Origin of the sequence: Spirosoma sp. KCTC 42546 (genome assembly GCF_006965485.1) — a bacterium.
Classification (GTDB): domain Bacteria; phylum Bacteroidota; class Bacteroidia; order Cytophagales; family Spirosomataceae; genus Spirosoma.
The window spans coordinates 1429604-1453120 of sequence record NZ_CP041360.1; the positions used below are offsets into that span (position 1 = coordinate 1429604).

Genomic DNA, 23517 nt, shown 5'->3' on the forward strand with positions numbered 1-23517 from the left:
ACGTAGATGAGTAGAATTCTATTAATGAGCTTCCTTCTGGTAAGCTCTGTCTGGTCCACCGCGTGGGCACAGGAACGGAGGGTGATTGGTAAAGTAACGTCCGCAGAAGATGGATCTCCTTTGCCAGGTGTTTCAGTTGTAGTGAAAGGTAGCTCAAAGGGTACATCAACAGATGGAGCGGGTATTTATGACATCTCAGTACCCGCAAAAGGCACCACGTTAGTATTCAGTTTCGTAGGCGTTACCACTCAGGAGATCAAACTCGGCAATGAGTCGGAAGTAAACGTAAGCCTGGTATCCGATTCCCGTTTGCTTACAGAGGTTGTTGTAACGGGTAGTGGGGTTGCCACCAGCAAAGCGAAGCTGGGTATTGCAGTAGAGAGCGTTTCGGCTAAAGATCTTCCTCAAACGCCGACGGCTTCGATTGACCAGGCCTTGGTCGGTAAAATTCCCGGCGCCCAGATTTCGTCCGTTAGTGGGAATCCCGGTGATCCGGTTAACATTCTGCTTCGCGGTATTAACAGCGTACAGGGTGGAACCAAGCCACTGATCATGGTAGACGGTGTGCAGGTAGCCGCAACCGACATTAACTCACTCGATCTTAGCAACGTAGAGCGGATAGAGGTTGCACAGGGTGCCGCTTCAGCCTCGATTTACGGTGCGCAGGGTGCCAATGGTGTTATTCAGGTATTTACCAAAAAAGGGAAAAAAGGCCGGACTTCCGTTAATGTATCAACCAGCTACTCCGCCAATGAGTTTCTGAACACAGGGAACGTTCATAAAGCGGAACTGCACCCTTACCTGACCGACGCGAGTGGTAATATAGTAGATGCCAGCGGGAAAGCACTGGACTATACGCAGTACGGTGCAATCACTGGTATTTCGTATAAGTATGGTGGCGCAACGCGTTACGCCATTCAGGATATCCGTAATGACGCCAATACGCCTTATAGTGGAAATCTGAAATACTACGATCACTTTAAGCAGGTATTTCAAACTGGTAGCACATTCAACAATAATATCAGCATTTCGGGTGCTTCAGAAAAAAGCGACTTCAATATAGCTGCGTCTAATAACCACACAACTTCGCCTATTTTAACGAACCAGAACGGTTATGTCGATCGTAGTAACTTGTCGGCCAACGTAGGTACGGAAATCTTCAAGGGATTTACGCTTCGATCCTCTACCCAGTTGGTATATACAAAAAATACGCTGAAGCCGGGACTAGGTTCTACGTTTGGAACCCTGAATGCCAATGGGGGTAATGTGGGACAGGTATATGGGTTCTTGAACACTTCTCCTTTTATGGACCTGACCCGGAAATTGGCTGATGGAACATATCCGGTTTATCCAACGGCTGACTTTTTGAGCGTAAATGCTGGTAACCCCTACTATCAGGCTGAGTATACCGATGCTGTTGATAACAAGATAGATATCGTCCAGAATTTCCAGGCCGATTACAAGATCAACAAATTTGTGGAACTGGATGCTAAATATGGTATCAACTATCGGAATGAAACTGCCCGGCAAACCTACTTCAATCAGTCTCAGAATATAAGTTCTGAGTACTATGGTTCTTATGCCAGCAATAACGCGCCAGATAACAAAGGGGAAATAGATAACTATCAGTATAATAGTACATTCCAGAACTTCCTGGGTACGGCTTATATCCGGACTGATTTTGAGAATGATTTTCATATTAAACTGCCTATTCAGACCAGTACCCAAATCTCGTTTGATTATCGGAAGAATAAGGCTACCCAATATGATACCTATGGTGTAGGATTGAGTACAGCCCCACCGTTCAACGTTGCGGCCACTTCATCGCAGGCAGTTGCTACGGATATTGTAACGCCCTTTATAACATACGGTTACCTAGTCAATCAGAAGGTTGATTTCGGTGATTATGGTGGTATTACGGCTGGTTTCCGGACTGACTGGTCATCTGCCTTCGGTGCAGGGTCTACCCCGTTTACCTTCCCGCACTTTGATGGTCATATTTCTCCACTGACGTTCTTTAAGAATAGCAGCCTTGCCAACGCCTTGCCTTATTTCAAGTTACGGGCGGCCTATGGCGAAGCGGGTATCCAGCCGGGTGCATTTGATCGCTACCCAGTATTGAGCCAGCGGAACCTGGGTTCAGGCTTAGTCTACACGATTCCAACAACTACCCAAAATCCAAATCTACAGGTAGAGGTATCTAAAGAATTGGAAATCGGGACAGACTTCACCATCGGAGGAAATTCGAACCGCACTTGGTTTAGTTCGCTTTCGGGCTCGTTTACGTACTGGAAACGCTCGAGTGAAAACGTAATTTATACGGTGAGCGTACCACCGTCGCTGGGTTCTACAGGTCAGTTGACCAACGCGATTAACATGTCGTCGAATGGGGTTCAATTCTCGTTAAGCCTACCTGTTTTTCGTTCAAAAGACATACGCTGGGACTTTACAACGAATTTTGGCCATCAAATTTCCAAAATTGATGCCATCTCGGGTGGTGCCGACATTATCTTAACCTCAAATGCAGGTAGTACCGCTCTGGTTTTAACACCCGGTCAGCCTATTGGTCAGGTGTATGGCTACAAGGCATTAACGAGTCTGGATTTTACCCGTCAGGATGGCAAAACGAAGTATATTCAGGAAGCTGATCGGGCCAATTACACCATTGTTGATGGCCGCGTCGTAAAAAAATCTGATTACCAGATTCAGTTTACGGATGAAACGTACCCGCTGATGAATCCGAACCCGAAATTTAACGCGTCGTTCATCAATGGTGTCAGTTTCAAAAACTTCCTGACGTTAAACTTCCAGTTCGACTGGGTGTATGGCAGTCACCTGTATAACCAGACAAAAGAATGGATGTACCGGGATGGTATCAGCGGTGACTTTAGCAAGCAGGTAACCATCGATGGCAAAACCGGTGCCTTCCCCGCTTACTGGTCCAGTGCTTATTACAATCTGTGGGGTAGCACACGAGGAGCTGGTAACAACGCCACCAAAGACTTCTTTGTAGAAGATGCTTCGTTCGTACGCTTACGGAACATTTCGCTGGCCTTTGATCTGGCTAAAGTTGTCAAATTACCTTACCTCAATAAAGCACAGATCGTCTTTACGGGCCGGAATCTCGTGACCTTCACGAAGTATACGGGTTATGATCCTGAAATTAGCTCGGGTTCCTCGAACTCATCGTTCGACAGAGGGGTGGATCACAGTACGCTGCCGAACATCAAGTCGTACCAGGTTGGTCTGAACATCGGATTCTAATCACTTAAGTTATAAGGAGTCGTAAGCGATTTTACTTACCTATAGTCGCTTACGACTTGGATACTTAGTACTTACAACTTAATTTCTTCCAAGATGAAACTCATTAATAAAAATAGATTTTTCTCCACGGTTTGTTTTACGGCCCTTATGCTCGCTGGGGTATCCTGTAAAGAACAACTCGACGTAGGTAATCCAAATGCACCGACTACCGCAGCCAACGTAAATACCGAGACCGGTCTTATTGCGTTTGCACAAGGTGGTGTATACGTCAACGGTTTCTTAAACGGCGACGGCTGGCTAGGAAATAGTTATTTTTCATTGCCCTGGGGCTATAGTGAACTGATGGCGGATAATGTTGGGGCCGATGCATCGAACAACCAGGTTACAACCATTGGTGTACCTGACTATATTATTTTGGATGATGGCACTAAAGTGACCAATCCGGCACCACAAGTGGGCATTATTCGGTCTTATAATAGTCGTGCAGCAACCGGGGCGGGTAACAATGCTATTTACTACCAGTGGCTGAATATGTATGCGCTGAATAACGTTTGCAATCAGATATTGGATCTCGTAGGTACTATTCCTTTCACTGGTGATAAGGCTAGTAAAGCCAATACAATCAAAGCCTGGGCCTATTGGTGGAAGGGGTACGCGTATGCTTCTATCGGGTCGATGTATTATGCGGGTCTGATTGATGATAAGTCAGGAGTAACGGATGGCAACTATGTGTTGCATGACGCGATCATTGCTAAGTCGAATGAGTATTTTAACCTGACGGCTACTACGTTAGGGGCCATTACCAGCACGGCTGATTATCAGACGGTTTTAGGTCAGTTGATTCCTTCATTCACACAGGTAGGCAATGGGGGTGTTCTTACCATTGATATGTGGAAACGGAACATCAATACCATGCTGGCCCGTAATATCCTGGTGAATAAACTGGCTCCTTTTGTAAAAGGGAATCCGGCTGCCACGATCTCCAAGTCATCGACATCGGCAATGACAGCTGCTGACTGGAATAGTGTATTAACATTGGCTACGAATGGGATTAAGAAAGACGATAAGGTTTTCACCGAACGTAGCACAGCGTCGAACTCTCCATTCTCTCCTACGGGTGGTACGGTTGCTGCGTTAACGTCAAACGTGAATACCAGCTCGACCTTTAAAATCAGTGAGCGATTCATGCAGTCTTTTAATGCGGGCGATAAGCGGGTTGCAAACAATTTCAATACCGCTACTACCTACAAAAACAACTATACGTTTACAACGCGGTATAGTATGGTGCCAAACGGTACTGGATTAGCTGGTGTATATGTTTACGGATCGAAGGATGTAGGTGCACACGAAGTGTTTATGGCAGGTAGCTATGAGGAGAATACTCTCATGCTGGCTGAGGCCAATATGCGTCTGGGCAATATAGAAACAGGTTTAGGCTTTCTGGATGCGGTACGGGCCTATCAGGGAGCCGGTGTAGCTGCTACAGCAGGTACTGGACTTACGCTGGCTGGCGCACTAACGGAGCTGACGAAAGAAAGAAGAGTAGCTCTATTTAACCGCGGCTTAGCGTTCTATGATAACAGACGTTGGGGATGGACCTACGATATCTCAGTTGGTGGTGGAAGCTATGGTAACACCGTTATCACATCTGCTGGCGCTGTCATCAATAAAAACGTGACGATCAACTATAACTTCATGGATTATTGGGATGTTCCAGCCGATGAATCGGTATTGAATCCTACAGCTAATAGTGTTGTCACAAAAAATCCTAACTATTAGTAGACGAATCAGTTACGTCTAGTTGAAGCGGCTTGCCTTACTAAGGTAAGCCGCTTTTTTTATTCTTTAGTCAATAGGTAGGCAAGAGACCCGTTTAGCAAGAAAAAGTAAGCTAATCTACTTGCGAAGCAATAGCCTTTAATTAGATTTGTGGTAAATACATTCTTAACTTAACTAGAGCTATGACGAAAATTTCACCGGTAAGTGCGCTTACCTCATACTGAGTCCCACTCAGGAGCAGATCATCAGTACAATGGTATCTGATGGTCCGATGATAATGAACCACCTTTTTAGGTGTGTCCGATCAATGCAGGGTACGCTCAGCAGTACCAACTCCAATCTGTTCGTTTCTATTGGATTACTACACACGAGGTAGTCGATTGGCCTTCAATTTTCCTCTTGATGTCAATTCGTTCATGCGATCTCTATAATTCGTAGTAAGATAAGACAGCCACATTGTAAGGTGGATTAGGTCTTCTTCAGGCAGCCGTTTCTGATAACTAACGAACGGATCTGCGAATTACTTCTACAAGTTATCTCCGTTAAAAAACAGCTCTCCTAGGTAATTTCTGAAAGAATTTTTCAGAACTGACGCCTGAGATGCAACATAGCTATGCCAAAATCTGTCTTTATTGGTTTGGGGTACTAATTGTATTATTCTAATTTAATCAGAAATTACATTTTAAGTGTCTTAAATAAAATATATAGTATATTAAAATCTAGAAAAAAGTAAAAATCCTCTTTATTGTTGACTTATATTTATAGTTTACCCAAAATATTGTTCTGCATTTATCGAGATTAATAGAATTTTGTTTACTCATCTGTTTTCATAGGGAAAGCTTGTGTTGTATTTTTCCGTTATATAGCTTTGCTTGTAGGAAGTGTATTTTTCACCCTAACAAAAAACGTATATGAGTAGAATTCTATTAGTGAGTATCCTCCTGGTATCCTCACTCTGGTCCACGGCGTGGGCGCAGGAACGGCGAATTACGGGTAAGGTAACATCTGCCGAAGATGGTTTACCGTTACCAGGCGTATCGGTTGTCATAAAAGGGACAACAAAAGGAGCCAATACAAATGCTACAGGTGATTACGACATAACGGCACCCGGTAGTGGCAACCTCACCCTGGTGTTCAGCTTTGTCGGCGTGACCAGCCAGGAGGTTGCTGTGGGTAACCAGTCTGAAGTAAATGTGAAACTGGTTGCGGATAACCGTCAGCTTTCTGAAGTGGTTGTAACAGGGGTTGGCGTAGCCACCGATAAGCGAAAGTTGGGTATTTCGGTTGAAGCGATCTCGTCAAAGAACCTGCCGCAAACCCCAACTGCTTCTATTGATCAGGCTCTGGTTGGAAAAATTGCCGGTGCGCAAATATCCAGTGGTAACGGTACACCCGGTGCACCCGTAAATATTGTACTACGCGGTATCAACACCATTAATCGGGGAACAGCCCCAATTCTGCTGATTGATGGCGTTCAGGTCGACGCAACCAACTACGATTCAAACGGGAATATCAATAATAACCCGACGGCTTTGCTTAGTAGTATTGACCCGAACACCATTGAGCGCGTTGAAGTTGTGCAAGGGGCGGCTGCAGCTACCTTGTATGGTGCTCAGGGTGCCAATGGCGTTATTCAGGTATTTACCAAAAAAGGCAAGTCTGGTAAATTGAACATTGATGTGTCATCGAGCATCACCCGTAATGAATATCTGAATGTAGGTGGAGTGGCTAAATCGCAGTTCAATGGGTTCATTGTCGATGCCAGCAATAACGTTATCGGTACGTCGGGTAAGCCGCTTGAACTGAACCCAAATACACTGACCTATAGCGAAAATGTTCAGTATAATCCGCTGGATGTGAACAACAAGGCTGATAAACCCTATACGGCTAATCTGAAGTACTATGATCATTATGCGTACTTCTTCCGGCCATCCAATACTTACAATAACAGTATTGCCCTGTCGGGGGGGAATGATAAAATTGATTTTGCGCTATCGGCTTCCAACAACAAACAGGAAAGTAACGTCATCAACAATGGGGGCTATCAACGTAGCAACCTGATGTCTAACCTGGGTCTTCAATTAGCTAAAGGCCTGACGTTCCGAACCACAACGCAGTTAGTCTATACCAACAGTACTATTAAGACGAATGACCGGCTTATCCTATATGCCATCAACAATGCGCGCCCATTTGCTGACTTCTCGGCGGTTGATCCAGACGGTAATCCAGGCATTTATTATGGAGACGCTGTTGGCGTAAACCATTCGAACCCAAGCTTCTGGCAGAAATACACGGATAACAAAGACAACAAGGTAGATGTAATTCAGAACTTCAACCTCAATTATAAGGTCAATAAATTCCTGGATTTAGATGCCAAGTATGGTATTAACTATTCAAAACAGGAAATCAGGACCACCTATGCCAACCAGTCGAAGAATCGGAATGTAATTGCCCTCAACAACAATTATTATCAGAACTATTTCGGTACGGATCCTACTGGGGAGATTGATAATAATAGCTTGACAACTACCTATCAGAACTTCCTGGCCAGTGCTTTTATCAATACCGATTTCCAGAATGATTTCAAGTCAAAACTGCCCATTCGGACCTCTACACAGCTCTCGTTTGATTACCGAAACCGGAACTTCAAGCAGTTTTATACGTACACCTTAGGTTTGCCGACATACGAACCATTTACGGCCTCTCAGTCGTCTACATTCCGGGTTCCGGGTGTCAAAGCGCCGTCAGCTGGACGTGCTGGCTTACCAGCCGGTGGCGATTATACCGAGCCATTTATTACCTATGGTTATGTTGTCAATCAGCGTATCGACTTTGGCGACCTGGCCGGTATATCGGGGGGCTTCCGTACCGACTACTCATCAGCATTTGGGAGTGGTTCCAAGCCGTTTACCTTCCCCCGTGGCGATGCTTATTTCCGGGTGTCGGCGCTGAAATTCTGGGAAAATAGTGCAATGGCCGGGTTTTTCCCAGAGTTGAAAGTACGGGCCGCGTATGGTCAGGCAGGTATCCAGCCGAAACCATTTGACCGGTATCAGGTGCTAAGTACGGCCACATTGGGGAGTACGAACTCATTTTATACCCCAGCCAGCCAGCCTAACCCGGCACTGGATGTAGAGGTATCCTCAGAACTTGAAATTGGAACCGATCTGGCCCTGACGCCCTCAAAAACCTCCAATTGGTTGAGCAGTGTGCGCCTGTCCGCTACCTATTGGAAACGCTCCACAGATAACGCCATCTTCGACGTTAGTGCGGCTCCATCAGCGGGAATTAACTCCATTAAAGACAATGCCTTTTCGCTGGCATCGAATGGTTTTCAGGCATCGTTGAATGCAACGATCGTGCGTACGAAAGATTTCTCCTGGAACCTGACAACTAATTTTGGTCGACAGACATCGAAGATTTCGGCCGTTAAAAACAATGCAGAAGTGGTGGTTCTATCCAGTGCAGGTAGTTCAAACTATGTACTGAAAGCAGGTGAAAAAATTGGTCAGTTGTATGGCTACATAACGGTTCATTCGCTGGATCAGAAAGATCCTAGTGGTAATTACTACATCTCGCCCGACCAGCAATCGCAGTACACCGTAGCAAGCAACGGTATTGTTGTGAGCAAAGCAACCAAACAGCCGTTCTTCTCGGCCAACAAATACAGCTTTGGTGATCCGAACCCGACCTTCAACATGTCGTTCATTAATGAATTTACAGTCAAGAACTTCCTGTCGTTTGGTTTCCAGTTCGATTGGGTGCAGGGGAGCCACATCTACAACCAGACCAAAGAATGGATGTATCGGGATGGTATTCATGCTGATTACGCTAACCCGATTACCATTGATGGGCAAACAGGTGCCTGGACGGCATTTTATCGGGGCGTATATGCACAACGGCAGGCAAATGGTACAAAGGATTACTTCTACGAAGACGCATCTTTTGTTCGGTTACGGAATGTGCAGATTGGCTTTGACCTGAGTAAAGTGGTGAATATACCGGTACTGCGCCGGGCGCAACTGGTGTTATCGGGCCGGAACCTGCTGACGTTCACGAAGTATACAGGCTTCGATCCTGAAATTAGCTCAGGTACGGGTAGCTCTGCCTGGGATCGGGGGACTGATCATAACACCATGCCAAACCTGCGTTCCTATCAGGCTACGCTTAACATTGGCCTTTAATTTCCTACTGTCTACTCTTCACGACTTATCGATGAAAAAGATACATATTTTAGTAACGACACTACTTCTGGGTTTTGCAACGTCCTGTAAGGAACAATTGGACGTAAAAAACCCCAATCAGCCAACCGTGAGCAGCGCTAATACCGAAACCGGTATTATTAACTTAGCTCAGGGAGCGGCCTACATTAACGGATCTAAAGAGATTAAGACCGATTTATACGACGGTGTGCCAGGCTATTTCTGGTCGGGGGCCATGGGTTTCCACGAACTAATGGGCGATGTGATTGGTGAAGAAGCAGCCAACCAGTTTGGGAATCAGATTGGGGCACCTGATTACGTGCTTCTGGACGATGGTACCAAAGTAGTGAATCCGAATGCACCGAATACGCAGTATGCCCTCATTCGCCAGATCAACGTTAATTCCAATCAGGGCTCAAATCCACTATTTCATGAATGGTGGTATATGTATTCGCTCAATAGCCAGATGAATAAAGTATTGACGCTGGCCGATCAGGTTGCCTTCACGGGTGATGCTAAGGTTAAAAAAGCCACCATTCAGGCCTGGGCTTATTGGTGGAAAGGGTTTGCCTACTCGCGTCTGGGATCAATTTATTACGCGGGCGTTATCAACAATGCGGATAATGGCACCAATGGCAACTTCGTCGCCAAAGAAAAGTTGATTGAGGAAGCCAACGCTAATTTAGATAAAGCGGCTGCTTTGCTAACAACTACATCAACCGATTATACGGCTGTGATGACCTTACTGATTCCAACCTTCAATCAGGTAGGGAAAGGGGGCGTACCCACCCCGGATATGTGGAAGCGGACTATTAATACCCTGAAAGCCCGCAACCTGCTGGTCAACACATTAACTAAGACGATGACAGCCGCTCAATGGGATCAGGTGCTCACCCTGACCAATGACGGCGTTAAGGCGACTGACAATGTATTCACCGGGCGTTCCAATCAAAACGGGGATTTCCTGGCTCCGCAAACCGGAACCGTTGCTGCCAAAGCAACCGGTGACCCATCGGGTGGTGCCACCTATAAAATTAGCGAACGACTCATTCAGGATTTCAAAACAGGCGATCAACGGTTAGCCAATAACTTCACGCAACGGGCTACACCCTGGATTGGCGAAAGCAGCCGGGGCAACGCATTTAATACCCGCTGGGCCTTAGTAGATGGTGGCAAGAAACTAGCCGGGGTAATCACGCTAAGCGACCGGAATCCAGGGGCTACCGAGCTGTATTTGGCGGGTAGCTATGAAGAAAACGAGCTCATGAAAGCCGAAGCGCTGATCAATACGGGTAAACTAGAGGATGGTCTGAAATTGATTGATGCTGTTCGGCAAGTGCAGGGGGCTGGTCTGGCTGCGGTGGCTGGTACAGGCCTAACCGCCGATCAGGCCAAAGAAGAACTGCGCCGGGAGCGCCGGGTAGGGCTGGCATTTCGGGGCTTATCTTTCTACGACGCTCGCCGTTGGGGTGTTATTGACGACGTCGCAAAAGGAGGTGGCCGTAAAGGTGCCGTTATTGTGGATAAAACCGGGAAGGTGACCACTAATGGCACTATCAATTACAACTTCCTCGATTACTGGGATGTGCCCGACAATGAACTGGTGTATAATGCACCCGCTTCGGGGAGCGCGCCCGTAAAAAATCCAAAGTGATCAAGAAATAAAATTCAGTAGTAAAGCTCTCTGTTACCAGCAGGGGGCTTTTTTTGTTAAAATCGAATAGAAATTGCCTGGTTTAACGCGAACTACAGGAAAAAGCTCAACGGGAAGCTCGTCAATAAACCGTGGATTCCTTCGAGGCCAGACCAGCTCCTAGTTTCTATTAATTTAGCCAATGTGTTCTGAGTAATTGCATCAGATAAGACTAATTTGGCGTATAGATGCTGAACGAGTTATTGGAAACGCCAGCAGCGAAATTGGAATTGATAGTCTACCGTTGTGGGTTTGTTAGTAGATAATTATACTAGAGTAATTTCGTCAGCTGTTGAATGTATACGATGAGGGCTAATTTTTCGTTTGAAAAAATAGTAGTTTGCGCAAGCGTTCAGTATCTTGTTTTCCCGTTAAGATTATCTCAATCCTAAAAGCTTTTACTTGGAGTATAACCTATACATGAGAAAATTTTACAGTATTATTATTTGGTCAGTCCTCCTGACTATACTGCCTGGCTATCTGCTGGCCCAGGGTATACGTATAACGGGTAGAGTTACATCAGCTCAGGATGGGCAAACCCTGCCAGGTGTAAATATTGTTGTAAAAGGAACAACCAATGGCGTTAGTACCGATGCCAATGGAGCCTATAGTATTGTTGTTCCCAACGGGAATGCCGTTCTGGTACTCACTTCAATTGGGCTTAATACGCAGGAAGTTGCCGTGGGCAATCGCTCGGTGGTGAATGTAATCATGCAGGAAGCCCTTAATGAGCTGAGCCAGGTTGTAGTAACTGGTTATAACACAACTCAGCGCAAAGATATTACAGGCTCGATCGCGTCTATTTCTTCCGAAAAATTTAAAGATCTTCCCGTTACCAGTCTGGATCAGGCCCTTCAGGGACAGGCAGCTGGTGTACAGGTGACCCAATCGTCAGGTACGCCGGGTGGTGGAATTTCGGTTCGGGTTCGTGGGAATACCTCAATCTCAGCGTCTAACCGGCCTTTGTATATTGTAGATGGAGTACAGGTACAGAGTGGGGCCTTATCCTCAACGGATGGCTATGGTGGACAGAACGATAATGCATTAGCGTTACTCAACCCGAACGACATCGAATCTATACAAGTGTTGAAGGATGCTTCGGCAAAGGCAATCTATGGTTCGCGTGCTGCTAACGGTGTTGTTTTAATTACGACAAAAAGGGGCAAGGCTAATCAGAAAACAATAATCACTGCCGATGTTCAGCGGGGTACAACCGATTTAGTTAAACGGCCCAGCTTGCTGAATTCAACACAATTACTGGAATTGCAACGAGAAGCCGTTATCAATGCTGGTGAAGACCCTGATAAGCAAGGTTTAATTAAAGGTGTTACAGATGGCGTTAATACCAACTGGCTGGACATGGTACTGCGTAAGGGCATTTACCAGCAATACCAGATTTCGGCGCAGGGTGGCAATGAACGTACTCGTTTTTACTTGAGCGGAAACTATCGGGACGAAGAAGGTGTGTTGCTGAATAACCGGTTTAGTCGGATGAGTGGCACCATGTCGATTGATCATAATGCTAACTCAAAATTGTCGTTTGGTACGAATTTAACTGTAGCGAGAGCCGTTAACCATCGGGTGGGGGGAGATAATTTTCTCGATGGCGTTTATTCGGGGGCTACCCGGAGTTTACCCTATTATTCCCCTTATAATGAACAAGGTCAACTGTATGGACCTGCTGATGCCAATTACCCGGGCTTTCCTAACTTTAATCCAGTTGGAGAAGCCTTACTGCCTCGCCAGCAAGTGTTAACAACAAAAATGTTAGGGGGTGTTTATATACAATATGAGTTCCTGCCTAATCTACGCTTTCGATCCAAGGCTAATGTTGATTACAACAGCGTTATTGAGGATATTTATTTTCCTACCGGTACAGCCACTGGTGGATATGTTACGAGTATAGGACAGCAGGGTTATGGTGAGTATGATACACGTCTGGTTGCTAACTTTACAAGTACCAACACATTGACCTACAATACCCTGATTAATGAAAAACATCGTATCAGTGCATTGGGAGGGGTGGAGGTAATTAAGCGGACGAATAGAAACGGATCGGTAATCGGGAAATACTTTCCAAGTAATGACTTTACCTATATCACATCGGCTGGGGTTGTTAATGAAGGAAGTTCCACATTGGTGTATAGTGGACTTTTTTCTGGCTTTGGTGAAGTCAAGTACGATTACAAAGAGAAGTATTTAGTAACCGCAACGGGTCGATATGATGGTTCATCGCGGTTTGGCCCTAATAAGCAATTTGGTTTCTTCCCATCAGCCTCAGTAGCCTGGCGCATTTCGGAAGAGGAGTTTTTGTCGAAAACCGGTTTCCTGAATGATCTAAAGTTGAGGGCCAGTTACGGCTTTACCGGGAATGAGCAAATTGGCGATTTTAAATTCCTGGGAACCTGGGGGGCTACTACTTATAGTGGTTCATCAGGCTTAGGGCCATCAGCGCTGCCTAACCCCAACTTACAGTGGGAGCGAACCCGTGAGGCTAATATTGGTATTGATGCTTCCTTCTTCAATGGGCGATTAAGCGCCACTATTGATGTGTATAGTAACCTGACAGATCGGCTTTTATTTAATCAGCCCATCCCGTTAACCTCAGGCTTCAGTACGGTGCAGGGAAACATTGGTAAAGTGTCAAATCGAGGGGCTGAATTAACCATCAACTCGATCAATATAGATCGTAAAGGGCTGCGTTGGAGTACAGACCTGAATCTGTCCAGAAATGAGAATAAAGTAGTTGAACTAGCAACCACCGAGCCTATTTACGCGGGTTATCAGGCTAGTGGCGCTACGGCAACCAACGTCGTCTTGCCGGGGCAACCGTTGGGTACTTTCTGGGGACTGAAATTCCTGGGCGTCGATCCGGCAACGGGCAACGCGATCTATCAGGATAACAATGGGGATGGACGAATAACCCCCGACGATGCCCAGGTTATTGGGAATGCACAGCCTAAACTCTTCGGGGGCTTCACAAACCGAGTATCTTATAAGGGCTTCGATGTGAGTATCTTCTTCCAGTTCTCTTATGGTAACCATGTGATGAACCTCACGAAACAAACGTCCGTTAATACTGGTGCGTCACTTGGGTTTAATCAAAGTATCGATGCATTGAAACGATGGCAGAAAGAAGGAGACATTACTAGTGTACCCCGATACATATCCGGTAATACCTATAACGATTACTTAAGCAGTCGATTTGTAGAAGATGGCTCTTACTTACGCCTGAAAAACGTAACAGTTGGCTATACCTTAAAGAAGGAATGGACTAGCCGGGTAAAATTAGCCAGTGTTCGAATTTTTGCTTCTGCTACCAATGTTTGGACGTTTACAAAGTATTCGGGCCCAGATCCAGAGCTTAGCACCTTAGATGGATCAACAACGGCTCAGGGTATTGACTTTAATACCTTGCCTCAGGTGAAAAATATGAGTGCAGGTTTATCCGTAACGTTTTAATTAATTTGATTCCGACTACTGGCTCGGAAGCGCTCTTTATTTCAGCTACAATGAAGTCTTACATAATCTGCTTCATACTTACACTTACTGTACTAACCTCCTGTAAGGATGTGTTAGAACCTACACCGACTGATATCCGGATCGATGATCTGACACTGAAAACGGCGGCTGATGCTCCACTCGTTCGGATTGGGTTGTACAGTGCGTTTCGGTCTATGACCTCGTCGGTTGTCATAGCCGGTGATTTTACGGCTGATAACATCAAACACAATGGTACGTTTACGTCTTACCAGGAGTTTGGTACCAAACAAATTACGTCGACAAACTCCGATGTTGCTACATTCTGGGCTGGTGTTTACCGAACCAATTATGTGGCTAACTTTATTCTGGAACGACTGCCTAATGTAACAACGGGTATCACCTCGGATAGCCGTAAAGTATTAATGGCTGAAGCGCGTTTTCTGCGTGGATTAGCTAATTTTTATGGAGTTTATACATTTGGCGATATTCCACTGGTAACCACAACTGATCAGGCTACGAACCAGAATATTGCCCGTACGGCTAAAGCTACGGTACTGGCGGCTGTACTGGCCGACTATCAGGTAGCCCTGACCGACTTACCCGACGATTCATCGACAGGAGCTGCCTATTTATCGAAGCGTGTCGTTCAGGCAGCATTGGCCCGTTTTTATCTGTACCAGAAAAATTGGGCTCAGGCTGAAACCTACGCTACGCAGGTGATTAGCTCAGGTAAATTCACACTGGTACCAGACTATAACTCTATCGTCAATGTGAATTTCACCGCCGAGTCTATTTTTGAAGTCGGCTATACACAGAATGACGATCCAGCCACGTTGAATACGCTGTTTGTTAGCCGTCGGGAAGTTATTCCATCTGATCAAATTATTATAGCATTGAACTCAACGGAGTCGGGTACACGTGTAGCGACCATTGCCTTCGATGTGACAAAGCAGCAGGGAACTGACAATGGCTGGACAGTAAAAAAATACGGCACAGCTATAGAGGGTAATGCAAATATCGTTGTATTTCGACTGGCTGAAATGTACCTGATTCGAGCTGAAGCCCGCGCACAATTGGGCAAATTAGTGGGTGCCAATAGTGCTGTCGAAGATCTTACGGTATTGCGTACACGGGCTAAGGCAATTGCTGTTACGGCTGCTGCTCAGGCTGATGTACTCCTGGCCGTTGAGCGTGAACGTCAATATGAGCTGGCGTTTGAAGGGCATCGCTGGTACGATCTGGTTCGTACGGGGCGGGCACAGGCGGTTATGTCGGCCTTCTCGCCCAACTGGAATAGTCGCTATGAATTATGGCCAATTCCACAGTCAGAGACGTTGCGTAATCCAGCCTTACAGAGCGCTCAAAATCCAGGATATTAATTCGTAAAGCGTAGTATTAGTTATGAGACACTATAAAGTAAGCGGGTTGATTGGACTGGTGATGTTGCTTGGTCTAGGCATACTCGCCTGTGAAACAAGTGATGTTGACCGTACCTTCGAAGGACCCTATTTCGTTCGTTTTACGGACACCACCGTGACCTATAAGGAAAGCTACAGCAAGCCCATTGCCATTGAAGTACACAATGTTGGCCCGCAGCTTGATCAGCCCATCACGATTACCTATACAATTAATGGGACAGCTCGTGAAGGGAAAGAATATACCATTGTGGGCACCAAAGGCACCGTTGTTATACCTGCCAAGTCGAGCAAGGGAAACATCATGGTTCAATTGATCAATAATGCCAATAACATTCTGGAGTCGACCTCGCTCACCTTTACCCTCACTGGAGTTCAGCCCAGTACGTTACAGGTTGGTTTTGGGAAAGAAAATATCATTGGGAAGTCGCTGGTGTTGACCATTCAGGATGATTGCCTGCTGGGTGGATCTTATACGGGTACTAGCCGTATAGGCACAAGCAACTATAGCGTGTCAACTGTTGCTATTACTAGTACCGACTGCAAGCAGTATGTACTAAGCAACTGGAATATAGGTATTCCTTTTTTCTCATTCGATGCAATTAAACCAACGCTGACGTTTATCGATAATGGCGATAATTCACTCACGGTTCCAACGCAGAACAATGCGAATCTTGGTTCGACCGATACGGTGAAAGGAACCGGTGCCTGGAATCCTCGTAATCGGGTAATTACGCTGAATCTCCAGTTTAAACTCGCTCTTACGAGTACTAGAGATACAACAGTGAGCTATACGCAAACCTACACTCCCCAGTAAAAAACAGAGTCTATTTGACAAGCTTCGACTATGCGACATTCTATACGATTAGTACTAATTCCGGTTGTTGTTGGATGGCTTCTGGGTGGGTGTTCCGAGAAAATAGAGCCTAAACCTGCTACCTACAGCCAGTTGCTGACGGGCACCGACAAGAAAACCTGGAAAATGGTTTCTTTACAGGTTATTGACGATGGTAATGCGTCGAGTGTTATTCCTGTGGCTCAGCTCAATGCCGACCCATGTGTTAAGGATGATCTACTTACGTTCTATGCTGATGCTGAGCATAAGCTTGAGGCTAGTGAAGGGGCCACATCATGTCAATTAGGTGCGCCTGATATCTACCTGACTGATGACTGGACAATAGTCAACGCAACGGCTTCCATAACGTTTTATATTCCATTATTTGATGGCAAATATATTGCAACGATCAAAAACCTGACCGCTACCGTATTAACTATTGAGCTGTACTTTGGCGATATTAACGCAAGTTACCGTGTGACTTTTAACTCGACTACTTCCAAATAGGCGTATGTTCCGACGTTTACTCTTCGTTTTATTATGCGTTCTGTTGCACCAGACGCTACACGCTCAAACACCCATTAAACGGGCTGAGCAGTGTGCTACTATGGAAATGGATAGCCTGCTGCGGGTGAAATACCCGCAATTGGGAACGCTCAACCAGTTTGAACAGGCTTTGCAGCAGAAAATGCTTGAGTTCAAAAAGCAATTGGCCAATGGCCGGGCGCCAGCAGCAACCGTTATTACCATTCCGGTTATTGTACACGTTGTTCACAATGGCGAAACGGTTGGTTCGGGCCGTAATATCAGTCTGGCGCAAGTACAGTCACAACTAGCCGTTTTGAATGAGGATTTCCGACGTAAGGTGGGTACGCATGGCTTCAATGATAACCCGGTTGGGGCTGATATCGAGATTGAATTTTGCCCGGCAGTCGTTAATCAGCAGGGGCAACCGCTGGCCGAACCCGGTATTGATCGGTATAATGGCAACCGGGCTAACTGGACTAAGAATGACATCGACGGCGTATTGAAGCCCAGTACCTACTGGAATCCCGACAAATATTACAATATATGGGTTGTTGATATCAGTGACCCATCCATAAACGGGCAGTTGTTAGGTTATGCACAGTTTCCAGTCCAGTCGAATCTGCCGGGAATTCCATCTGGTGGCCCTGCTAGTACCGATGGAGTTGTGATCTATTACAGAGCATTTGGGAGTGTAGAAAAAGGTACTTTCCCTGTACTTCAGTCGCCCTTCAATTTAGGTCGGACATTAAGTCACGAAACCGGCCACTGGCTGGGTTTGCGCCACATTTGGGGTGATTCCAATTGTGGTGATGACTTCTGTGCCGATACACCCCCTCAGGCTTCGGAGAGCAGTGGTTGTCAGATAGGTCGGGTAAGTTGTGGAACCACGAACATGGTACAGAACTACATGGATTATTCCAACGATGCCTGCTTTAATATATTCACGATCAACCAAAAAGACCGCATTCGGGCCGTTATGGCTATTAGCCCCCGTCGGCTTAGCCTGCTATCGTCTAATGTGTGCGGAACGCAGGTTGCCACACGTCCCACATCGAACTTCCGGACCGATAACCAACTGGTATTGTTAGGTGGTCAGGTTAAATTTAACGATTTGTCAGACGGATTTCCAACCGCCTGGAGTTGGACGTTTGAAGGCGGCACACCTGCCACCTCCACCGATCAAAACCCGACAGTGATCTATAATCAACCGGGGAAATTTAAAGTAACCCTGGTAACGTCGAACGCCGTTGGTACTTCTGACGCGCTGGTTCGTACCGAATACATCGAAGTACTGAACTCGGGTTTGTGCACCGACATAACTAATTTCAGCGGAACGCCCACTGTGTTGCGCGAAACCGGTGGAACGGGGTATGTATCAGGCCAGAATAGCCATAAGACTCAAGCGGTTTCGGAGTTCTTTGCCAATAAACTGAGCTATACTAATCTGGCAGGAGCATCGCTGAAATTTGGTGTGGCTAAAGCTGCCAAGGGCGCAACTACTGAGTCTGTAGTAACCGTGACAGTATGGAACGGACGTGGTTTTCAGGGTGGCCCAGGCGCTATTTTGGGGCAGAAAGATGTTCCGTTAAAGGATATTCTGGCCGATGTGGTAAATAACCGGGCAACCACTGTTACGTTCGACAAGAACGTTCCGGTTAGTGGTCTGCCTTTCCATATTGGTATTTTGCTGCCTTATGCCTCGGGCGATACCGTTGCCCTGGTGACCACGGCAAATGGGCAATCGCTGGATGCGACCTCCTGGCGGCAAAATAGTCAGGGAAACTGGCTCCGCTATGCGGATAGTCTGGGCTTGAACGTAGCGCATAATATCACGGGTCGCGTTGGGCAGAAATTGTCGGTACAGGTTGCGGCATCATCCATTTTTATCAACCCAGGGCAGACCGTAACGCTCAATGCCCGTGGGGCCAGCATTTTCACCTGGACAGGTACGGGACTTAACTCAACCCTGGGGGCGCAGGTAGTGGCCTCTCCAACGCAAACCACCTCCTATACCGTATCGGGTTCGGGAACGGATTTGTGCAGCACATCGGCTGTGGTGACCATCAATGTGCGAACGGGAACTGTAACCGCCACAACGCCACTGGCCGAGCAAGCTTTACAGGTAAACCCTAACCCCAGCGATGGGCAGATGAATATCTCCTTCAGTAGTCCACTCCGGGGAGCACTCCTATTAGGCATCCGCAACGTAAACGGAGCTGAATTGCTACGGCAAAATCATCAGAAAACGACGGATACCTTCCAGCAATCTATCGACCTTAAAACCGCCCCGCCTGGTGTGTATTTTGTGGAGATCAGTATAGGCGAGCAGGTATTTAGGAAACGGGTGGTGAAGCAGTAAAAAGTAAGGGTCGGATTATTAAATCCGACCCTTACTTTTTATTGTTGGAGACAAAAAATACGTTGAAGTCAATCTTGGGTTTCGCTAGTAGCTAGTTCTTCTAGAAGGCTATTTAACACATTATCAGAAGTATCAGACTGTTCAGATTTGTTATAAATAGAAACCAGATAAACTATCTCTGCAATTATTTTGACGCACGTAATAACTCTTGCTCCACCTTTTTTGCCTTTTCGATTTTATGCCTAATCTGATTTTATAGAACCCATCCCGCATTGATGTTCCCAGAAAAGGATTCTCTTCCAGGTCATTGATCAACTGATGGATTTCGTCTTTCAGCGAACGGAACTTCTTCTTCAGTCGTTTGGCTTCTCGCTCAAAATGGTCAATCGTCCGGACCTGATAACTCATAATTCAGTCAAAAAGTCGCGGGCTGGGCGGCTTGGCTGTTTCCCTTTTTCAACCTGCCTCATTTCCTTCACTCCCCTACGAATATTGGTAATGACCTCTCCATCAGTGTCTTCGTCCAGTTCTGTTTCCTGAACTCTGACAAATGAAAAATGCTTGATAAGGTCTTTGAAGAACTTGAGCTTTTTATCGTCTATTTCTAACGTTATCGTTGCCATTGTAGAGGTTTTATAAAATAACGTAAAAGCATATTACCTACAAACAAACCTTATACTCAGAGAGCGTCACCAAAGCCCTCCGCATGACTTGCTACCTGACATTTATAATCTGACGCTGAGCTACTGCCACAAAGCCGTTAGAAAACGACCGACACCTTTTACCAATCACTTGATCTCAGAACTGCTGCATCCGGCGTGTATTTTGTCGAAATAAGTATAGGGGGAGCAGGCGTTTAGGATGCGGGTGGTGAAGCGGTAAAAAATAGTTGAGCTGAACTAACCAGAAAGAATGTACTGGAGCCAATAAACTAGTGATTCTTGTCTATCATGCCTGGATTAGGGGATGTAAATAGTTCATATCCATGAAGGATTACTAATGTCCATAGGATTCCAGAAAATGAAACTCCCAAGATATAACCAGCTTAAAAGAACCGCTAAGTAGCTTAGTTTCTCCAGAGGTGATCCTACAAATACGGCTGCCGTAGCTAAATACGACTATTTTTTAATTGAACGACTTCTTGGTATCGTGAGGAGGATGAGGTGTTAAATAGGACAAAGCACGGTTTAACTCCCGATGGATTCGTATTTTTAGGCACTGCCACAGTGTGCCATCTCGTAGCAACGTGCGGGGAGCTGTCCAGACCCGCGCTGAGCGAGTTCTCATTTGTACGACCCTACCGTATTGCATCATATCAAAACACAACCGGCCTTCGTCTCCTCGAAGGTTTGTCTGAATATAGCCGGCTCTCAACCCTGCTTCTCGTATATACCCCATACTGATACCATACGAATTAAGATACGGACGTTTATAGTGCCGAAACTCAGCAATAACATCTTTCAGTGTTTCATATACTAAGAATTGCCACCTTGGTATTTCGGGTAAAGCAATAAAGGAATAACGTCCGTAAACACAGACTACATCGGGTTGTTGAAGTTTTTTCATCATTTCATCCAGCCAATTTGGTGGATAAAGGCAGTCCGCGTCTGCTAGCAAGATATACTTGCCGATTGCCATTTCCTGGCCTAATTGACGAGCTGGACCCCAACCCTGGATAGGTTGAAAAAAACGCTTAACATGCAGTTTCTCGATAGTCTCCTGTGTTTTGTCAGTTGAGTTATTATTGATGGCAACAATTTCAAATGGAATATCTGTAGTCAGGCTTGAAAGTGTACTTATAGCACGAAGAATATTAATTTCTTCATTGTAGGCTATGACAATGATAGACACGAGTGGTTTCGTACTAATTCGTTCATCAAGACGCGAATTTATGGAATCGAACAGGTGTAGTGGAACTTGATCAAGGTTACGAAATGGATATTCATATTGTTTTATCCATTCAGGATTTGAGAGAATTTTCATAAAAATATGGGTAGAATTTGCTCGCGCTATTCAATCAGCTTGAGCAGGTATTTATCTAAAAATATATATTAGACTACTAAGTGAGCTGAACGTAACTTATCTTTTACAGTAGCCTTGCATGATGGGTAAATTGTGTCGAAAATTTCTGTAAATAGCTAGTTGTATAATTTATAAAATATGAGCAATAAAAAGTTTTCTATAGCTTAGATAGTGCTATAATTTATAGATATAGGTGGTGTTTTGTTTATAAAATAGAAGGTTTTGTGTCTTATATTTTTACATTATATTGTTTTGAAAATATGTTACTTAATTGATTTACATTCAGTAAATTATAAATTTTACTGACTGATTTATAAATAAGTTAATTTGTAGATTTGTCGACTTTTATTATACCTGCATATATGGTTGCTATATTTTTAATGTTATGTATTAATAGCTATAGAAGATACCTAAATTGTAAGTATTTAAATTTATATGCATTTGAATTTTCACTTTGGTACTTGTGAAAATAAATTGTTATTATATATTGAAATTTATAGCTGCCTGATTTTAATGTAGACTTATTTCTGCTACTATTTTTTGTGATAATATAGTTTTAGTATTATTGTTGTTGTGCTATTTTGATTAACCTATTATTTGTAAAACTATTCAATTAGTATTAATTTATAGTTGTAAGTAAACGGAGACATTGAATGGGATGCGACGGGAAAATTACTATGTCCAGGCTCTATAGCGCAGTGGCTTATCCATGAAGATAAGTACTTTTGATAATGGGCTAGTATTCACCCATCATTTAGTCATTGCGTATCAACAAACGGTTCTGAGTCAGGTAAAAACAGCACAGCTGTTAGTTTGACTGACCTTACTTTTATATATATGCTCAATAAGTCAATTAACACACTATTTGGTTTTTTCGCCTGTGTCCTAGTCAGTCCTAATCAACCAAATTTGGCTGTTGCCCCTAAACGCTCGTATACATCCTGGATTGTAGGTGATACGTCTGATGCAAAACGACAGCCGCTTGGTGGGGTGGTATTAGCGGGTGGAAGTACAGATGTTGATGCGGCAATGCGCTGGTTTCTGCGACAGTCGGGTGGTGGCGATGTGCTGATTCTTCGGGCATCAGGGAGTGATGGGTATAATGAGTACCTCTACCGGAAGTTAGGCGAGGCTGTTAATTCGGTTGAGACAATTTTGTTGAGAGATCGGGCCTCGTCAAATGATTCAGTCCTTATTCGTAAAATTCGTCAGGCCGAAGCTATCTTCTTTGCCGGTGGTGATCAGGCTAATTACGTTAACTTTTGGCAGGGTACACCCGTCGCCGATGCCGTGAACGAGCGTATTAAGGCGGGCGCTGTTGTAGGAGGGACGAGTGCGGGTTGCGGTATTCTGGGGCAAACCTACTTTTCGGCCATCGAAGGAAGCGTGACCTCCGAAGAAGCCCTGGCGAATCCTTACGACAAACGCGTGGATATTCGTCGGGATGATTTTTTGAAACAACCGCTGCTGGATAATACTCTAACCGATATGCATTACAGTGCCCGCAACCGGCAAGGCCGCCATCTGGCATTTATGGCCCGTGCCGCAACAGATTGGGCTATCCGACCGCGCGGTATTGGCATCGATGAAAAAACGGCCGTTTGTGTTACACCCGATGGAAACGTTATGGTGTTTGGACTGGGGAATGCCTACTTTCTACAAATGACTAGGAAGAAACCTGAGGTATGTACGCAAAATCAATCGTTATCCTGGAACCGGAAAGGGAAAGCGGTACAAGTAGTAACTATTGCTGGGTCGATTGATGGTGCCAAAGGGTTTAATTTGACGTCGTTTCAGCCGACCACGAAAGCAAAAAAAGAGTACTGGTATGTTCATTCGGGCACGCTGGCGCGGGTATTTATCCGTGCCAGCGTACGCACAAAAAACGGGCGAATCCAATAGGTGGATTCGCCCGTTTTTTAATTGAGAACCAAGTC

At 45.3% G+C, this 23517-nt stretch carries 13 protein-coding genes; 10 read left to right on the plus strand and 3 right to left on the minus strand.

Going from position 1 to position 23517, the window contains the following annotated elements; translation table 11 throughout:
• The first annotated feature begins 6 nt into the window (after positions 1-6).
• From EXU85_RS05785 to EXU85_RS05825, 9 genes are all read left to right on the plus strand, one after another.
• Positions 7-3264, plus strand: coding sequence for a SusC/RagA family TonB-linked outer membrane protein (locus EXU85_RS05785; protein ID WP_142771162.1), 3258 nt, complete (start codon positions 7-9; stop codon positions 3262-3264).
• Between the two features lie 93 nt (positions 3265-3357).
• Complete coding sequence (locus tag EXU85_RS05790) at positions 3358-5043, plus strand: RagB/SusD family nutrient uptake outer membrane protein (protein ID WP_142771163.1); 1686 nt, start codon at positions 3358-3360, stop codon at positions 5041-5043.
• A gap of 911 nt (positions 5044-5954) precedes the next feature.
• Entirely contained in the window at positions 5955-9227 is a 3273-nt protein-coding gene (locus EXU85_RS05795) for a SusC/RagA family TonB-linked outer membrane protein (RefSeq protein WP_142771164.1), read from the plus strand.
• A 31-nt stretch (positions 9228-9258) separates the two neighbouring features.
• Positions 9259-10899 carry a RagB/SusD family nutrient uptake outer membrane protein gene (locus EXU85_RS05800; RefSeq protein ID WP_142771165.1) on the plus strand — a complete coding sequence of 547 codons (1641 nt, stop codon included), beginning with the start codon at positions 9259-9261 and terminating at the stop codon, positions 10897-10899.
• Between the two features lie 459 nt (positions 10900-11358).
• Positions 11359-14400, plus strand: a complete 3042-nt coding sequence (locus EXU85_RS05805) for a TonB-dependent receptor (RefSeq protein ID WP_142771166.1) — start codon at positions 11359-11361, stop codon at positions 14398-14400.
• 50 nt (positions 14401-14450) lie between these two features.
• A complete protein-coding gene (locus EXU85_RS05810; RefSeq protein WP_142771167.1) occupies positions 14451-15800 on the plus strand; it encodes a RagB/SusD family nutrient uptake outer membrane protein in 1350 nt (449 codons plus the stop codon).
• 22 nt (positions 15801-15822) lie between these two features.
• Positions 15823-16653 carry a hypothetical protein gene (locus EXU85_RS05815; protein ID WP_142771168.1) on the plus strand — a complete coding sequence of 277 codons (831 nt, stop codon included), beginning with the start codon at positions 15823-15825 and terminating at the stop codon, positions 16651-16653.
• A gap of 30 nt (positions 16654-16683) precedes the next feature.
• Positions 16684-17178 (plus strand): hypothetical protein, encoded by a 495-nt coding sequence (locus EXU85_RS05820; protein ID WP_142771169.1) that lies wholly within the window; start codon positions 16684-16686, stop codon positions 17176-17178.
• Positions 17179-17182: 4 nt separating this feature from the next.
• On the plus strand, positions 17183-19558 hold the full coding sequence (locus EXU85_RS05825) for a M43 family zinc metalloprotease (protein WP_142771170.1): 2376 nt from the start codon (positions 17183-17185) through the stop codon (positions 19556-19558).
• A gap of 150 nt (positions 19559-19708) precedes the next feature.
• Here the strand turns inward: EXU85_RS05825 and EXU85_RS05830 are convergent, their stop codons facing one another.
• From EXU85_RS05830 to EXU85_RS05840, 3 genes are all read right to left on the minus strand, one after another.
• On the minus strand, positions 19709-19966 hold the full coding sequence (locus EXU85_RS05830) for a type II toxin-antitoxin system RelE/ParE family toxin (protein ID WP_246859440.1): 258 nt from the start codon (positions 19964-19966) through the stop codon (positions 19709-19711).
• Positions 19963-20181, minus strand: coding sequence for a hypothetical protein (locus EXU85_RS05835; RefSeq protein ID WP_142771171.1), 219 nt, complete (start codon positions 20179-20181; stop codon positions 19963-19965). The genes EXU85_RS05830 and EXU85_RS05835 overlap by 4 nt, the downstream gene beginning before the upstream one ends.
• 502 nt (positions 20182-20683) lie before the next feature.
• A complete protein-coding gene (locus EXU85_RS05840) occupies positions 20684-21541 on the minus strand; it encodes a glycosyltransferase family A protein (protein WP_142771172.1) in 858 nt (285 codons plus the stop codon).
• Between the two features lie 948 nt (positions 21542-22489).
• On the opposite strand from EXU85_RS05840, the gene EXU85_RS05845 reads away from it, so the two are divergent.
• A complete protein-coding gene (locus EXU85_RS05845) occupies positions 22490-23482 on the plus strand; it encodes a cyanophycinase (protein ID WP_168207746.1) in 993 nt (330 codons plus the stop codon).
• The last annotated feature ends 35 nt before the right edge of the window (positions 23483-23517 follow it).

Excerpts from the sequence above, each read along its gene's own strand:
- EXU85_RS05785 (WP_142771162.1), top strand. The coding sequence starts at position 7 with ATGAGTAGAATTCTATTAATGAGCTTCCTTCTGGTAAGCTCTGTCTGG.
- EXU85_RS05790 (WP_142771163.1), top strand. The coding sequence starts at position 3,358 with ATGAAACTCATTAATAAAAATAGATTTTTCTCCACGGTTTGTTTTACG.
- EXU85_RS05795 (WP_142771164.1), top strand. The coding sequence starts at position 5,955 with ATGAGTAGAATTCTATTAGTGAGTATCCTCCTGGTATCCTCACTCTGG.
- EXU85_RS05800 (WP_142771165.1), top strand. The coding sequence starts at position 9,259 with ATGAAAAAGATACATATTTTAGTAACGACACTACTTCTGGGTTTTGCA.
- EXU85_RS05805 (WP_142771166.1), top strand. The coding sequence starts at position 11,359 with ATGAGAAAATTTTACAGTATTATTATTTGGTCAGTCCTCCTGACTATA.
- EXU85_RS05810 (WP_142771167.1), top strand. The coding sequence starts at position 14,451 with ATGAAGTCTTACATAATCTGCTTCATACTTACACTTACTGTACTAACC.
- EXU85_RS05815 (WP_142771168.1), top strand. The coding sequence starts at position 15,823 with ATGAGACACTATAAAGTAAGCGGGTTGATTGGACTGGTGATGTTGCTT.
- EXU85_RS05820 (WP_142771169.1), top strand. The coding sequence starts at position 16,684 with ATGCGACATTCTATACGATTAGTACTAATTCCGGTTGTTGTTGGATGG.
- EXU85_RS05825 (WP_142771170.1), top strand. The coding sequence starts at position 17,183 with ATGTTCCGACGTTTACTCTTCGTTTTATTATGCGTTCTGTTGCACCAG.
- EXU85_RS05830 (WP_246859440.1), bottom strand. The coding sequence starts at position 19,966 with ATGAGTTATCAGGTCCGGACGATTGACCATTTTGAGCGAGAAGCCAAA.
- EXU85_RS05835 (WP_142771171.1), bottom strand. The coding sequence starts at position 20,181 with ATGGCAACGATAACGTTAGAAATAGACGATAAAAAGCTCAAGTTCTTC.
- EXU85_RS05840 (WP_142771172.1), bottom strand. The coding sequence starts at position 21,541 with ATGAAAATTCTCTCAAATCCTGAATGGATAAAACAATATGAATATCCA.